At 60.5% G+C, this 15626-nt stretch carries 10 protein-coding genes; 2 read left to right on the forward strand and 8 right to left on the reverse strand.

Translation table 11 applies throughout. The features are described 5' to 3' along the window. Positions 1-73: 73 nt before the first annotated feature. The 3 genes from oadA to JOD69_RS12355 all read right to left on the reverse strand — a co-directional run bounded on the left by oadA (position 74) and on the right by JOD69_RS12355 (position 4305). A complete protein-coding gene (gene oadA / locus JOD69_RS12345; protein WP_086133988.1) occupies positions 74-1876 on the reverse strand; it encodes a sodium-extruding oxaloacetate decarboxylase subunit alpha in 1803 nt (600 codons plus the stop codon). Between the two features lie 7 nt (positions 1877-1883). Continuing rightward, a complete protein-coding gene (locus JOD69_RS12350; RefSeq protein WP_086133987.1) occupies positions 1884-3302 on the reverse strand; it encodes an acetyl-CoA carboxylase biotin carboxylase subunit in 1419 nt (472 codons plus the stop codon). Positions 3303-3567: 265 nt separating this feature from the next. Further along, positions 3568-4305, reverse strand: coding sequence for a hypothetical protein (locus JOD69_RS12355; RefSeq protein WP_086133985.1), 738 nt, complete (start codon positions 4303-4305; stop codon positions 3568-3570). 743 nt (positions 4306-5048) lie between these two features. On the opposite strand from JOD69_RS12355, the gene JOD69_RS12360 reads away from it, so the two are divergent. Then, a complete protein-coding gene (locus JOD69_RS12360) occupies positions 5049-7238 on the forward strand; it encodes a TonB-dependent receptor (protein WP_205781036.1) in 2190 nt (729 codons plus the stop codon). A gap of 218 nt (positions 7239-7456) precedes the next feature. Here the strand turns inward: JOD69_RS12360 and JOD69_RS12365 are convergent, their stop codons facing one another. From JOD69_RS12365 to JOD69_RS12380, 4 genes are all read right to left on the reverse strand, one after another. Next, a complete protein-coding gene (locus JOD69_RS12365) occupies positions 7457-9148 on the reverse strand; it encodes an autotransporter domain-containing protein (protein ID WP_168183794.1) in 1692 nt (563 codons plus the stop codon). A gap of 275 nt (positions 9149-9423) precedes the next feature. Continuing rightward, positions 9424-10143, reverse strand: a complete 720-nt coding sequence (locus JOD69_RS12370; protein WP_077728629.1) for a response regulator transcription factor — start codon at positions 10141-10143, stop codon at positions 9424-9426. Between the two features lie 239 nt (positions 10144-10382). Beyond that, entirely contained in the window at positions 10383-12026 is a 1644-nt protein-coding gene (locus JOD69_RS12375) for an ATP-binding protein (RefSeq protein WP_086133982.1), read from the reverse strand. A gap of 309 nt (positions 12027-12335) precedes the next feature. Next, positions 12336-12548 (reverse strand): hypothetical protein, encoded by a 213-nt coding sequence (locus tag JOD69_RS12380; RefSeq protein WP_086133981.1) that lies wholly within the window; start codon positions 12546-12548, stop codon positions 12336-12338. A 437-nt stretch (positions 12549-12985) separates the two neighbouring features. On the opposite strand from JOD69_RS12380, the gene JOD69_RS12385 reads away from it, so the two are divergent. After that, positions 12986-14500 carry a CAP domain-containing protein gene (locus tag JOD69_RS12385; RefSeq protein WP_168183793.1) on the forward strand — a complete coding sequence of 505 codons (1515 nt, stop codon included), beginning with the start codon at positions 12986-12988 and terminating at the stop codon, positions 14498-14500. Between the two features lie 541 nt (positions 14501-15041). Here the strand turns inward: JOD69_RS12385 and JOD69_RS12390 are convergent. Beyond that, the coding region (locus JOD69_RS12390) for an IS66 family transposase (protein WP_210023956.1) at positions 15042-15626 on the reverse strand (585 nt) is incomplete at its 5' end.

Consider the following 15626-nt stretch of genomic DNA (forward strand, 5'->3'; position numbering starts at 1 on the left):
AACTTCGGCCGGGTTCGGCCCCCTGTGTCGGCAAAGGATTGCCGACCTACAAGTTGCCGACGAATGCGTAAGGCTATGGCTCGATCTCCATCAATACCTCGTTGGGATTCACCCGGTCGCCTTTCTTGACGTGAATCGCGGCGACCGTGCCGCCGACGGGGGCCTGGATTTCCGCTTCCATCTTCATCGCCTCGGTGACCAGAACGCCCTGCCCTGCGCTCACCTTATCTCCCGGCTGCACCAGGATATCGACGATATTGCCCGGCATCGCGGTCACCACATCGCCCGGTTTGCCCGGCACGGGACGCCCGCTCGGCGTGACGCTCCGCCGGTAGCCGCTCAGCACCTCGAGATCCACTTCCTGCGGCACGCCGTCCAAGGTGATGTAGAACCTCCGGTGGCGCGGATCGTTGAAATTGGCGCCGGTGATGTGGACATCGTATGCCTCGCCGTGAACGAACACCTTGAACTCGGTGGGCACGTCGCCGCGCTCCGCCGGCTGGGACGGCGCCTCCGGCGGAGCCAAAGGCTCCGGCTGGAGCCGGCCTTCGCGCCGCTCCTGAAGGAATTTCCGCCCGACTTCCGGAAACATCGCGTAGATCATCAGATCGGTCTCGCTCTCCGCCAGATCGCCGATTTCCGCGCGCAAGTTGTCCAGTTCCGGCGGCAGAAGGTCCGCGGGGCGGCATTCGACCGGTTGCTCGCGGCCGATGGCGCGGCGCTGGAGATCCGGATCGACCGGCGCCGGCGGGCGGCCGTAACCGCCCTGGAGATAGCGTTTGACCTCGTTGGTAATGGACTTGTAGCGCTCGCCGGTGACCACGTTCAGCACCGCCTGAGTGCCGACGATTTGCGAGGTCGGAGTCACCAGGGGCGGATAGCCGAGGTCGCGGCGCACCCGCGGGATTTCGTCGAAAACGTCAAGGATGCGGTCGAGCGCGCCCTGCTCCTCCAACTGCTTGGCGAGGTTCGACATCATCCCGCCCGGCACCTGGTTGATCTGAACGCGGGTATCGACGCCGGTGAATTCGCTCTCGAACCGGCGGTATTTTTTTCGGATCTCGGCGAAATAGGCGGCGATGTCCTGCAACAGTTCCAGATCCAGGCCGGTGTCGTGGCGGGTGCCGCGCAAGGCGACCACCATACTCTCTGTCGGAGGATGGCTGGTGCCGCCGGCGAAGGACGAAATGGCCGTGTCGATGTGGGTGCAGCCGTGCTCAACCGCCTTGAGTTCGCACATTTCGGCCAGCCCTGAGGTGGCGTGGGAATGGAGATGCAGCGGCACGCTCAGGCTGGCCGAGAGCGCCGAAACCAGCTCCGCCGTGGCCATGGGCGTCAGGAGTCCCGCCATGTCCTTGATGGCGATGCTGTCGGCGCCCATCCGGACCAGGGCCTGGGCCTGCTCCACGTAAAGGTCGACGGTGTGGACCGGGCTCAGGGTATAACAGATGGCGGCCTGGGCGTGCTTGCCCGCCTCCTTCACCGCCCGGATGGCGGTCTCCAGATTGCGGAGGTCGTTGAGCGCGTCGAAGATGCGGAATACGTCGATGCCTTCCTTCGCCGCAAGCCGGACGAACTCCCGCACCACGTCGTCGGAATAATGCCGGTAGCCCAAAAGATTCTGACCGCGCAGCAGCATCTGCAAGCGGGTATGGGGCAAGGCGCGGCGGAGCTTCTTCAGCCGTTCCCACGGATCTTCCTTCAAAAACCGCATGCAGGCGTCGAAGGTGGCGCCGCCCCAGACTTCCAGCGACCAATAGCCGACCCGGTCCAGCTTGTCGCAGATGGGCAGCATGTCCTCGGTGCGAAGGCGCGTCGCGATCAAGGACTGATGGGCGTCGCGCAATACGGTGTCGGTGATGTAGACCTTGCTCATGATGGTTTCAAAGCCCCACGTGGGCGGCGATGGCGGCCGCGACGGCCAAAGCCGCGTCGTCGTGGCTGCGTTTCAGTGAATAATTCAGGAGTTCGGGATGATCCTGCAGAAATCCGGTGTCGAAGCGCCCGGCGATGAAATCGGGATGATCGAGGATTTCCCGGTAGAACGGCATCGTAGTCCTCACCCCGCTGATGGCCATATCGCCGAGCACCCGACGGCCGCGGGCGAGCAATTCGGTCCAGGTGCGGCCGCGCACGATGACCTTGGCGCACAGCGAATCGTAATAGGGCGGAATCTCGTAGCCGGTATAAATGGCGGTGTCGATGCGGACGCCGGGACCGCCGGGCGCGTAATAACGCGTGATGCGGCCGTAGCTCGGCAGAAAATCGTTTTTCGGGTCTTCGGCGTTGACTCGGAATTGCATGGCATAGCCGGCGACCTTCACGTCTTCCTGGCGGAAAGGCAAAGGTTCGCCGCTGGCGATGCGGATTTGCTTCTGCACGATATCGAAACCGGTGATTTCCTCGGTAATGGTGTGCTCCACCTGCACTCGCGTGTTCATCTCCATGAAATAAAATTCGCCCTGCTCTGTGAGCAAAAATTCCACCGTCCCGGCGTTCCGGTAATTCGCCGCGCGGGCGGCGTTCACCCCGAGCTGGCCCACGCACTCGCGCTGTTCCGGCGTGAGCTGGGGCGAGGGCGCTATTTCGATGAGCTTCTGATTGCGGCGCTGAATCGAGCAGTCGCGCTCGTACAGATGGACCACGTTGCCGTGGTGATCGCCCAGCACCTGCACCTCGATATGGCGGGGCCGCTCGATGCACTTTTCCAGAAACACTTCGGCGTTGCCGAACGCCTTGGTGGCCTCGGAAATGACCCTTTCGTAATTCTGGCGGAGCTCTTGGGGCGTATCGCAGCGCCGGATGCCGCGCCCGCCGCCGCCCGAAGTCGCCTTGAGCATGACCGGATAACCGATGCGTTCGGCTTCCTTCAGCGCCCGATCGAGACTGTCGACGTTGCCCTCGCTGCCCGGCGTTACCGGCACGCCGGCGCGGATCATGGTCTCGCGGGCCACGGTTTTGTCGCCCATGCGCCGGATGGTGTCGGCGTCCGGACCGATGAAAACAATGCCGCGCGCCGCGCAGGCGGCGGCCAGTTCCGGGTTTTCCGACAGAAAGCCGTAGCCCGGATGCACGGCGTCGCAGCCGGTTTCCACGGCCAGGTTGACGATGCGGTGGGGATTCAGATAGCCGGCCAGTTCTTCCGAACCGATGCAGTAGGCTTCGTCCGCTTTTTTCACGTGGAGCGCGAAACGGTCGGCCTCGGAAAAAATGGCCACCGAGCGAATATCCATTTCGGCGCAGGCGCGAATGATGCGCACCGCGATTTCGCCGCGGTTGGCGATGAGAATTTTCCGAATCATGTGGTTTCTCGTAGATCGGAACCGATTTATCCGAATGGAGAAATCCTATTCTACAGAAACCGAATGCCAAGACTAGTTGGACAATGCCTTGTTTTTATTATGGAAATCATAAGAATTTCGAATGCACGAGCAGCGAAGAAGATTTCCGAGGCTCGTTCGAGCGGCCGGAAAACCATCGCCCCTAACCGCAGGCCGACCACCGCCGTCGATTCAGCCAACATTCCTTGAGTGCCATCCAGCGGTATCGGGAGAGAATCGGCCGGCATCATTTGCATGGTCGGTTGCCGCCGCCGGGATCGCCCATGAGCAGATACAGCACCCGGTCGTCGCCGCGGCGGCCCGCGCTGTAGTCCGCCAGAGCGGTCTCCAGTTCCCCGTTGGGTCCCGCCGAAACGAGCCGTGCATTGCCCGGCAGCCACATATCATCGCTATCGCCGCAGACGCCGTTGCGGTTCAGATCGTCGCAGGGAATCTGGAGCAGGATCGGATTTCTGCAATAGCGCTCGGCGTCCGAATTCGTGCATTCGGGCGCATGGCGTCCGAATCTGTCGAGAACGCCCGTGTCGCCGTTGGCCAAACCGTTGATGAAACGGCCGCTGTTGCAGCTCGCGTCGGAAAAGCTGCAATGGGCCTTGCGGACGTCGATCCGCACGCCATCCGTCAGGTACGGGCCGCGCCAGCCGCGCCCGCTCGCAGGATCGAAGGTCCGAAGATGCGGCGGCAATGACGCCGGGTCGAACAGGTCGCGGATCGAGCGCGGGATCTCGCCGACGTCGGCACGGTATCCCCCAAGGCCGGCCCGTCCGCCCAGAATCGCCGTGCGGATGGCGCCCAGGCTGGCGTCGGTGACAGCGCATTCGGCCGCGAAATCGTCGCCGCGCACGAGCGACATCACCACGCCTATCGATACCGAGACGATGACCAGTACGGCCGCGCGCTCGGCCAGAGTCATCCGGCGGCGCGCCTTGAAAAAGCGGTGTAGCGGTTGGTTCGACGCGATCATGTGCGGTTTACTTAGTTGGTCGGATCAGCACCGGCAAGACTTTGATAACAGAAAGCGTGCCATTGGTTTAAACGATTGATTTGCCGCACTCGGTTTGATGAGCACGGCGAGTCCGGTTCGTGCGCCCTGGACAAAACGCCCGGTGGCACACGGGAAATAGCACAGAGCACCGGGGCGACTGGCGCACATCTCGCGCGCAGGGTACGAAAGTAGATCGGAAATCGCTTTCAAACGCAAACGGCTGCCGCTGTCGCAACGCTTCCGGGTACTACGGTTTCGTCGGCAAATGATACCAATCTGCGACAGCTGACTCGCGCCTATATTTTTTCGGCGCAGGAACCCGCCATGAAGGCTGCTTTCCAACCCATGCAGAACACCCCTGCTGCGACAAACGCTTCAGCGCTTCGTCAACGCTCTGGCGAATCGCCGACCGACCGCGGTATTTGCCACATCCGCCCCCGTGCCGGCCGCAAGATTTGGTTCTGGGCTGCATCGCCTTAGCCGTAACTCGTGGCGGAAATTCAAGCATCTACCAAATCTTGCCTTCCTTAAGTCGCCAAGAGTGAGCGATATCCCTCACAAAAGCGAGGCATTTACCACACACTACAGCGCCAAAATTGGGGAAATAATCCTTAAACATTTGATAATACGATAATGTTTTAATGTGGTGCAGTCTTTGCCATAACGCTCCGCGTCGGCGCCCGCCGTCCGATTCTCTTGTGTGTACTTAGATGAGGTTATGCGTGAAAAAGACTGTGTTTAACGAACGATTGACGAAGGCGCTGACCGGCGCCCTGTCATTTTCCTGCGCGATCTCGGCATTCGCCGCCGACAAGACGGAAAGCCAAAGCGGCGATGCCGTGCGACTCGAAAAAATTCTCGTGACCGAATCGTGGACACCGAATTTCAAGTCGCTGAACACCAGCGAACTGACCGGCAAGACCATAGCCAGGAAGCAGTCTTACACCAGCGATACCGCTGCGCTTTTCGACGACGTGCCGGGATTCAGCCGCTATGGTTCGGGCGGATTATCCAGTCTCCCGGTGATTCACGGCCTCAACGACGACCGGGTCAAGGTACAGATCAACGGCATGTCAATCACCTCCGCCTGTGCCAACCACATGAATCCGCCCCTGTCCTATATCGATTTGCGCAACGTGGAACAGGCGACGGTCGTGGCGGGCATCACGCCGGTCAGTCTCGGCGGCGACAGCCTCGGCGGAACCATCATCCTCGATTCCATCACTCCCCGTTTCGCCACGGCCGAGGAAGGGGCGATATTCGGGGGCAGTATTTCCTCGTTCTATCGCACCAACGGCGAAGCCTTCGGCGGCAGCGTGACGCTCAACGCGGCGGGCGAGCACATGGCCTTGTCCTATACCGGTTCCCACACCGAGAGCGACAACTACAAGGCGGGCGGCGGCTTCGAGGTCAAATCCAGCCAGTACGAGGCCCAGAACCACTCGATGACCCTGGCGCTCGGCAACGACGATCATCTGCTCGTCGTCAACGCCGGGCAGCAGAACATTCCGCGCCAGGGCTTTCCCAATGCCCGCATGGACATGGTCGACAACGACAGCACCTTCGGCAATGTCCGGTACAAGGGGAAATTCGGCTGGGGCGATCTGGAAACCCGGTTTTACTACGAGCACACCGAGCACGAGATGAACTTCCTGGAGGACAAACGACCCGGCGACATGCCCATGAAGACGAAAGGCAACAATCTCGGCTACCAGATCAAGGCGGAAATACCGCTATCGGATCGGGATACCCTGCGCATCGGCAACGAATATCATCGCAACGAACTGGACGACTGGTGGCCGCCGGTCGCCGGCAGCATGATGATGGAACCCGACATCTTCTGGAACGTCCGCAACGGCGAACGCGACCGCATCGGCACATTTGCCGAATGGGACGCCCGCTGGAGCGAGGAATGGAGTTCGCTGCTCGGACTGCGCCACGATCACGTGAGCATGAATGCCGACACCGTGCAGCCTTACTCCTCGACGTCGATGATGCAGCGCGCCGACCAGCGGGCGGCCGGCACCTTCAACGCCAGAAGCCGCGACCGTACCGACGACAACTTCGACGTGACCGCCCTGGTGCGCTACACGCCGAACGACACCAGCCATTTCGAAGCGGGCTACGCGCGCAAGAATCGCTCCCCTAACCTTTATGAACGTTATGCCTGGGGTTTGGGCAGCATGGCCATGTACATGAACGGCTGGTTCGGCGACGGCAACGGCTATGTCGGCGACCCGGATCTGGAGCCGGAAGTAGCGCATACCATAAGCGCCACGTTCGGTTGGCACGACGCGCAGCAACAGGAATGGGACGTCAGGATCACGCCTTATTACACCTATGTCGAAGATTACATCGACGTGGACCGCTGTCCGGTGACCGCCGGCACGCCGTGCACGGCGGCCAATCTGGCGGCGACCGACGGCTTCGTGTTCCTCAAGTTCGCCAACCATGACGCTCAACTCTACGGCGTCGATTTCTCCGGCAAGGCGCTCCTGGGCGACACTCGCTTCGGACGGTTCACCGGCAGCGGGGTGCTGGGCTATGTCCGCGGCGAAAATTTGGACACCGGCGACAACCTCTATCACATGATGCCGGTCAACGGCAAACTGACCGTCGACCACCAATGGGGCGGCTGGAACAACGCCGTCGAACTCCAATTGGTGGCGTCCAAAACCGATGTGGCGGACGTCAGGAACGAACTCAAGACGGGCGGCTACGCTTTGGTCAACCTGCGCACCGGCTACGAATGGAAGCATGTCCGCATCGACGCCGGCCTCGACAACCTGCTCGACAAGAACTACGACTTGCCTCTGGGCGGCGCCTATCTCGGTGCGCGCCCGTTTGTCTATGGCACCGCCCTGCCCGGCATGGGGCGCTCGGCTTACGTGGGGGTGACCCTGACGTTCTGACGAGCGCGTCCCGGAGCGGCTTCCAAGGCCGGCGGAATTTCGTGCGATGCCTTGAGCGTTTTTCACCACAGTATAGCGGGGTGAAACGGGAACTCGGCACGCACACCCCCGGAATGCAGGCCAAAATAAGCTGGTAGGTCGGCCATCCTTTGCCGACAATGATGTCGGGAAGGGATTCCCGACCTACTGGGCGGCGCTACGCCAGACCGAACAATGTCCTAAAACGAAATTCTGACGCCGGCCTCGACGATATGACTGGACACGGCCTGCTGGCCTAACCGGGTTTCATAGCGCAGAAAAGCGGCGTTGCCGCCGGGCAAGGTGGCGGCCAATGATCCGCCCAGATTGAAATAATCGCGGTCCGGAGCCGAGTTGGAGATGGAGAAGCTGCCGGTGCCGGCGGCCGCGTCCGCGAAACGGACGCGGAGGTCGCGCGAACCATTCTGGTACTGGTGTTCCCACTCGAAGCGAATCGACGGCGTCAGCACCGCCCAAGGCAGGCTGAACGACCGGCCTATCTGCGCGCCCAGATCCGTGGTCAGGGAATGATCGTCCTGGCTGCCGAAGGCCAGGCCCAGGCCGCCGCCGCCTTTTTCCTGGTAGGCGTCAATCTGGAGCTTGGCATACTCCATGCGGAGGTACGGGTTCAGGTTCCATTCGCTGATCGCGAAATCCTTGCCGAAACTGACGGCGAAGCCGTACTGATTGCCTTCCGGATTGCTGCGCGCCCGCGACGAAAATCCGGTATAGCGGATATTGCGCTTCATGTCGTAATCGTGGCGGGTGAAATTTCCTATCCAATCCACGTAGAAATCCGCCGGCAGGTAATAACTGCCGTAGAAGGAGCCGTGGTAGGAATCGGTGTCCATCGCGCCGGAATCCTGGCTGAAGACGGCGGAGGTGCCGTCGTAGCCGAACGCGAGGCCCAGGATCAGCTGATCGGTCAGCCGGTAATCGGCACCCAGGGTAAGGCCGCCGGTCGTGAACCGGTAGCCCCGCTCCTCGCCGGTAGAGTCCCTGTCGCCGCCGTTGAACCGGCCTTGCACGAAAAACCCGAAGGGACTGTCCCGCAACGGATCGTCCGGTCCGTCGCCCGCCGCACCGCCCGATTCCTTCCCGAGCGCACGCGCGAGCTGGGCGTAAGAAATGTTTCGGCCGTCGATATTCATGGCCAGGTCGAGACCGCCGCCGCCGTGCCGCAGTATGGTCAAGCGCTGCTTCAGGTTGGCCATGCGCCCGGTGCCTATGCGCAGCGGCATGCTGGTTTGGGAAGCCACCTGCTCGGGGGTGATCTGGCTCAAGGCTGCGATCTTCTCGGCGTCGGTCAATCCGGAGCCCAACAGATCCGAACAGCGCAGTGCCAGTTCGCCGGTGGCTCCGTCACAGGCCCCTACCAGGGCATTGGCCACGGAGCGCTGGTTTTCGGTGAGTCCGGGAAGCTCGCTGAGCGGCGTTGGCGTCGGTGCCGGAGTGGGCGTGGTTGGCACAGGCGTGATGGTGATGGTGACGGAACTGGTCGGAAACTGAGCTGCGGCGCAGGGGCCTTCCGACGAACTGTCGTTACAAGTCAAGCTGAGTGTGAATGTCCGCTCGGAAGCCAGACTCGGGTTGTTCACGATGGGAATCGTGATGGTCTGGGTTTGCGTCAACGGTCCTTGTTCGCGATCGAAGCTCGTCTGCCCGCTCACCCCGGTATAGTCCGCCGGAGCCGTCGCGGTACCGTCGATCGTTATCCAGGTTACATCAAGAGTACCGAATACGTCAGTCTCACTCGGACCTCGCGAATAGGTGAGCGTGATGTCCACCGACCCGGCGTCCGCGCGCACCGAAGGCGCCGTTGGACTGACCGTGACGGTATCGGCCAGTGCCAGGTGTTGGTATCCGCCCAGGGCAATCGCGAGCGCCGCCATCGACCATCGTAAAGGGGTGATGAAAAAAAGAAGGAACCGTGTAAAACATGATTCTTCCCCACGGGAGCCCCCACCCCGATATTCGCCTGCGGACAGGCCATGGATAACCCTATTCATGAGATGCACCTGGTGATGAGTTCGAACAATCGATTTGCCCGAATTATTTATTGTTCGTAATCCGCCGCCCCCGGAAGCCCACTTCGGGCATGCAGATAATACCGCAACGGATCGGCGTGGGCGCACATGAGTGTGCTTCAGCGTCCCCTGCGCTTTACTCAGGCCTCTGCGCCCCCCTGGGCGATCGCGTCCGATTCCTGCGAGGCGTCCAGCTTGTAGCCGTAACCCCGAACCGTCTTGAGAAGCTTATGGTCGTAATTCTCATCGATCTTGCGCCGCAACTGGCGGACGTACACGTCGACCACATTGGTCATGGGATCGGCGCTATAACCCCAAACCTGCTCCAGAATCCGCGTTCGGCTCAAAACCTTACCGGGAGCCTTCATGAAACTCTCGAGCAGCGCGAACTCCTTGGGCGTCAGATCGATCACCTGATTGCCGCGCCGAACCTCATGGGTCTCCTGGTTCAGCACCAGATCGGCGATGCGGAGTTCCCTGGCCTCGCTCTTGATCCCTACTCCGCGCCGCCGCATCAGCGCTTCGATGCGTGCGAGCAATTCTTCGAACGAGAAGGGCTTGGTCATATAGTCGTCCGCTCCGGAGCGGAGGCCGGTCACCTTGTCCTGCACCGTATCCATGGCCGTCAGCATGAGTATGGGCGTGTCGACGTGATCGGCGCGCAGGCGCTCGCACACTTCGAGACCGGTAAGATCGGGCAGCTTTCGATCCAGGATGATCAACCGATAGGCCGCCGTGTTTCCCAGCGCGATGCCGTCCCGTCCGGTACGGGCGACATCCACCGCATACCCCTCGGCCTTCAACCCTCGTCTGACGAATTCGACGATACGCTCGTCGTCTTCCACCAGCAGAATATCCAAGGTCTTGTTACCTCTCCCAAAAAAAGCGTTTTATTAGACATTTTGCGCATTCCGTTGGAGCAGGCTCTAGCCCGCGATCCCGAACGGCTGCCCATCGCGGGCTAGGTAGGATGGGCAAAGCGTAGCGTGCCCATCGAAACGTCTTCGTCGGCAAAGGATTGCCGACCTACTAGCCTCGGGCGCTACATCGCGACGAAATCAGCTCTAAAGCCCGTTCCCACAAAACGCCGGCCTTCGAGCTATGCGGCCGATTCTCGGACGTAGTCGAAATCGTCGGCGCTCGCATCGACAGCGCTGTCTTTCAAATCAACTTGCGGCAATGTTACTGCAAATGTCGTTCCCGCTTCTTCGCTGCTGTCCGCCGAAATCTCCCCGCCATGCGCGGCCACGATGGCTTTTGCGACCGGAAGCCCGAGGCCGGTGCCGTCGTCGCTGGAACGGCGGGCATTCGTGCTGCGGTAGTAACGGTCGAAGATCATCTTGAGGTCCTGGGCGGGAATGCCTATACCGTGATCGGTGACGCGCAAGAGCGCTTCCGTTCCGCCGCCCTCCAGATCGATGATGATCCGGCCGCCGGCATGCGAATATCGGCAGGCATTGTCCCCGAGAACGAAAATGATCTGTCGAAGCCGCTGTTTGTCGCCGCGGACCCACACCGGCGTATCCGTTACGTTCAGCGTCACCTCGATCGATTTCTCCTGCGCCAGCACACGTATATCCTCGGCCGCATTGACGACCAGTTCGACGAGATCGAGGGTTTCCCACTCGAACTGTAGGTTCGCGGTTTCGGCCCTGGCGAGGAACAACAGATCGTTGACCAGCTTACCCAATTGCAGCGACAGTTCGAGAATGCGCTGCAAGGATTCCTTGTACTCCTCGGCATCCTTGTTCCTCCCCCGAAGCGTCACTTCGGCCTCGCCGCGGATCACCGTAATCGGGGTGCGCAGTTCGTGACTGATATCGGCGAAGAACTGCCTCCGCGCATGATCCATGCGTTGCAGCTCGCCGTTGAGGTGGTTCAGCTCGAGCGTCCGCTCCGCCACCTTTTGTTCCAGCACAGTGCGCGCCTCGCCGAGCTTCCGCTGCTGGACTTCCAGCTCTTGCGCCATTTGATTGAAGTGCTTGGCGAGATAACCGAATTCGTCCCGGCTATCGATGGGAATGCGATAAGGGAGATTGCCGGCCGCGATTTCGTCGGTGCCTCGCATCAGGGCCTCGATCGGCCTTCGGATGCTTCTGAAAAGCATGGCGCCCGCGGCGATGCTGAAAACCACCGAGACGATGGCCGTGCTGATGGAAATCCAGCTGGAAAGCCCGATCAGCCCCATCAATCGCTCTCTCGCCACCAGGGCCCGCTCACGCTCGCGATTGATCGCATCATCGATCAGCGGGTCGAATTTGCGGTCGATGTCTTCCTCCAGAACTTCCGACAGCAGCAATAACGCCGCTTCGCGCCGACCCTCCTGCCGCAGGCGGTCGACCTGGTCGAACCGATTCATGCCGGCTTCGAGCGAGGCGCTCAGACGGGCGATGCTGTCCAGTTCGCTCTGACGGGTCTGCCAGACCTCGATATCGCTGGCGGCGTCCAGGTCGGTTGCCGCGGCTTTCCGCAGGCGTTCTACCGCATCGTGCAGACGCTGGCGGGACATCTCGACATCAGCCGCCGTGCCTTGCTGATCGACCAGGAGCAGATCCATGCGTTGCTTAAAATAGCGATAAGCTTCCCGGTAGAGCTGCTGATAGCGGTCGAACGCCTCGTAAGCCGACTGGCTGCGGGACGAATACAGGGCGATTTTGTGAGACCCCCAGTACAGCGTAAAGCCGAGCACGAAGACAAAACACAGAGAGATGGCGACAACCATCGCCAATCTGATACGCAACATGAGCTATCCCACCGAAGGATGAGGCCGATCGAATCCGGATTTCGTTTCGCCCGTTTTCATCAGCCAATAAGCGACAACAGCCGTTTTATTTGTCGGGGGATAGTAATACGAAAAGCGCCGAATGCCGAATTCGGGCGCATTTGTCGGAAAAGAATTGCCGACCAGCGAATGGATTCCTTTCCACAATACAAGTGCAGAATTCCGCCTCGTGTTCGAGGCTTATTCCTGTGGCAGTTCCTTGAATTTGTCGAGGGGCTTGTAATCCGGGGTCGCCACCAGCCCGGAGCTGGTGGCCGATGATGCTGTCCTTCACAGCCTCGAGATTGCCGCCGGCGACACCGGAATTCCGGGCCAGGTCGCGCAAACGAGGGTGAGGAGATCGAATTCCGGCAGGAGGTCCGCGTCGGCGGAACCGGGCGAGGGAATCCAGTAGGCCAGCCGGGCGTCGGCGCCGTGGGCGCTGTCCGCCATTTCGACCGATGGCCCGACCACCTTGTCGATCAGCGCCAGCAGCCGGCTCACAGCACCACCTGGAAGGGCTTTCGCGTGGGCTAGCCGGCATTGCACCGAAACGGCATATGGAGCCTACATATAGCGACAGCAGCAATAGGATGGGCTGAGCTTGCGAAGCCCATCGAGCGCGAACGATGCCTGTCCTGAGCGAGTCGAAGGGCGCTTCCCGATGGTCAGCGCATCCTATGGACCTGCGCCCTGCCGGGGTCGTTCAGTGAAACGAAAAGAGCCGAAGCCGAACAATAAACCTTGACCCGGCAACCTGATTGACAATTCGCTCGACCCAGCGATATCGTCTTTTTGAAGAAAAACGACGTTTCAAGTTTCTATTCGCCTCTACTGACGGGATGCCGCGGCGATATACTGCGGCCAACCGGCACCCCATGCCTGGGGCGATAGCTGTTCTAAGTCTCGCGGGCTTCCGCACTCCCAAGGAAGGGAAAACCATGAAAATACTGTCTCCGACTGGCACGATGGCGCTCATCCTCCTTTGCGCAACCGTTATGAGTGCCGTAGTAACTCCCGCCAGAGCGCAACCACTGGCAGGTAAGGATACATGTGGCGCCGATGTAAATACCCCTCCGTCCACCATCGACCTTGCAACTCAAGGTCACCGAATACGTAATGCCATCCTTTGCCTTATTAATGCCGAACGCACCAGCCGCGGGCTGGCGGCGTTGTCCGCGAACTCAAAATTGGCGAGCGCCGCCGATGGACACGTGCAACGGGCCGTGACCCTGAAATGGTGGGGTGAGAGCGATCCGCACGTCGACCCGCAGGTTGACGTCGTACCGGGGACCAATCCTCCAATTCCACTGGGACGCAACGAAGCGATCGCGGCACGCATAAACCGCGCGGGATACTGTCCGGAAGGCGCTACCTTCGTGAGCGAGATCGCCAAAGATGGCGCGGGCACCAACGTGACCGAATGTCCGCCTGGCGCCTGCTCGACGCCACTCTTTGCCGTCCACTGGTGGATGAATATAAGCACGGCCGGTCACAGGGAGGCAATTCTAAATCCGGCGATCAAGGAGATTGGCGTCGGCGCCCGTGGGGACGTGGCGAATAAGGATCCGGCGCAGAACGCGCAGAGTGAAAAAGGGGCCTATGTCGTGAATTTCGGAGCGTGTCCCTACATAGTGCAGCCTCCACCTCCACCCCCGCCTGACGGGCAAACGAGAGTTGAAGTTACCTTTACAAAAATGCACGTCAATGACTGCCCGGAAGCTGGCATATGCGATTGGAAACTTACCTGTCGACTTGGTAACCAGCAGGAAACAGAATTCTTTACCATGGTGGAGATCAATACCGGTAAAGATAGAGACATTAAACGCATGCTAGCTCAGGATGGAGTTCTGCCGGTTTCTGTTACATGTACAGTTAAGGAGCGCGATGGTCCGTTCCTTTTCTTCGATGACCCCGTATGGGAACACGTCGGCACTAGCACTGCTTCTATTCAGGTATCTGGAAAACATGACATTCGGATAAATCAAAATAGCGATGAAGGCGATGTCACGGTGCATTTGGATGTGAAACAGCTCGGCTCGACAGCGGGTGGTTTGACACAGCAACCCTCCCCGCCGCCAGTTCCAATAGGCTGTCATATCCCAGAGGGTAGCGCTCCGACCTGTGGCTATATGAGCATTGTATGCAATGCCCCATTACCCATGGCCGATGAGATGGTTGTTATGGCCGGTAGCGGTTTTACAACAGAGGTGTATCGAGTCGTCTCTGACATTGGCCTCATCAACGCCGAGTATGGGGGCGAAGGAAATGCCGTGCTGGCAGTATGTGCGAAAAACAGCAGAGGGATGAGTTGCGGTGAGGGTTTCTTTGCCACGCTGGGACCTACAATCTGTCCCTATTCGCCGCCACCCCCAACCTGTCCGCACGGACAGTTTATATGCCCTTCCCGCGGCGGAGTCTGCAAACCGATCACCGACTGCCCCCCTCTTTTATAACATTCACAGGGGGTACACACGACGGGCAACGCTTTTCGCTCTTTTCGGTTACACAGGAGCGGAACCGGCTGAGCTCGGACGAAGATCGGCGGCGCGAAAGCACTGGAGGCCTTGAAGAGAAGATTGACCGAGGAAACCGATCCTGACGTCAAGGCGACCATTTCCAAGGCACTTCCCTGAAGCCACAAAACCAGCCATCGAGAGCATAGGGAAAGGGGCCAAGCTCGATTAATGGCAGTGATGCCTAAACTCGGCGCTGGAGAGGGACGCCGCAAAAAACGCGCGTCCCACAGCTTGAGTCGTCAGCCATAACGAGCAAAACGGGTCAGCCCGCGTAGGGCGCATTAGCATTAGCGTAATGCGCCGAATAAATACCTCCTACGGCGGAATACGCGAGTACGCTATTCCGCTCTACAGTCCTTAGGCTGGCCGCCTCGCGCGGCATCCGGTTACTTACATCGTTAGCCATCATTGACTCGTGATCGAACCTGTCCAGTCCTGCGTTTACTGTAAGCGTCCGACGGTTACCGTCGTGACAGCCTCAAGCCGCCAACGGCTGGGTCAGTTCCGTCACCTGATCGGCCAGGTTCCAGGGTAGGAACTCGTCGATTCGATTGACGGGATGCTCGGCGATGCGGGCCAGCACGGTCCGGAGGTACGCCTCCGGATCGAGGCCGTTGAGCTTGGCCGTGCCAATCAGGGTGTAGATCGCCGCCGCTCGCTGGCCGCCGGCGTCGGAGCCGGCGAATAGATAGTTCTTCCGGCCGAGCGCCACCACCCGCAACGCGCGTTCCGCGGCATTGTTGTCGATCTCCAGACGACCGTCATCGCGATAGCGGGTCAGCGCCGGCCAGCGGGTCAGGGCATAGCGGATCGCCTCGGCTAGCGCCGACTTTTTCGAGACCTGTGTCAGCGTGGTGTGCAGCCAGGTCTGAAGCGCCGCGAGGAGCGGACCCGCGCGGGCTTGCCGCGCCGCCGCGCGGGCCTCCGGCGGCTGGCCCCGGATCTCGGCTTCGATCATATAGAGCGCACCGATACGCTGGAGCGCCTCGGCCGCCAAGGGACTCCTGTGGGCCTTGTGGAGCTCGTAGAACTTGCGCCGGACGTGCGCCCAACAGGCGACTTC

Origin of the sequence: Methylocaldum sp. RMAD-M, assembly GCF_017832375.1 — a bacterium.
Classification (GTDB): domain Bacteria; phylum Pseudomonadota; class Gammaproteobacteria; order Methylococcales; family Methylococcaceae; genus Methylocaldum.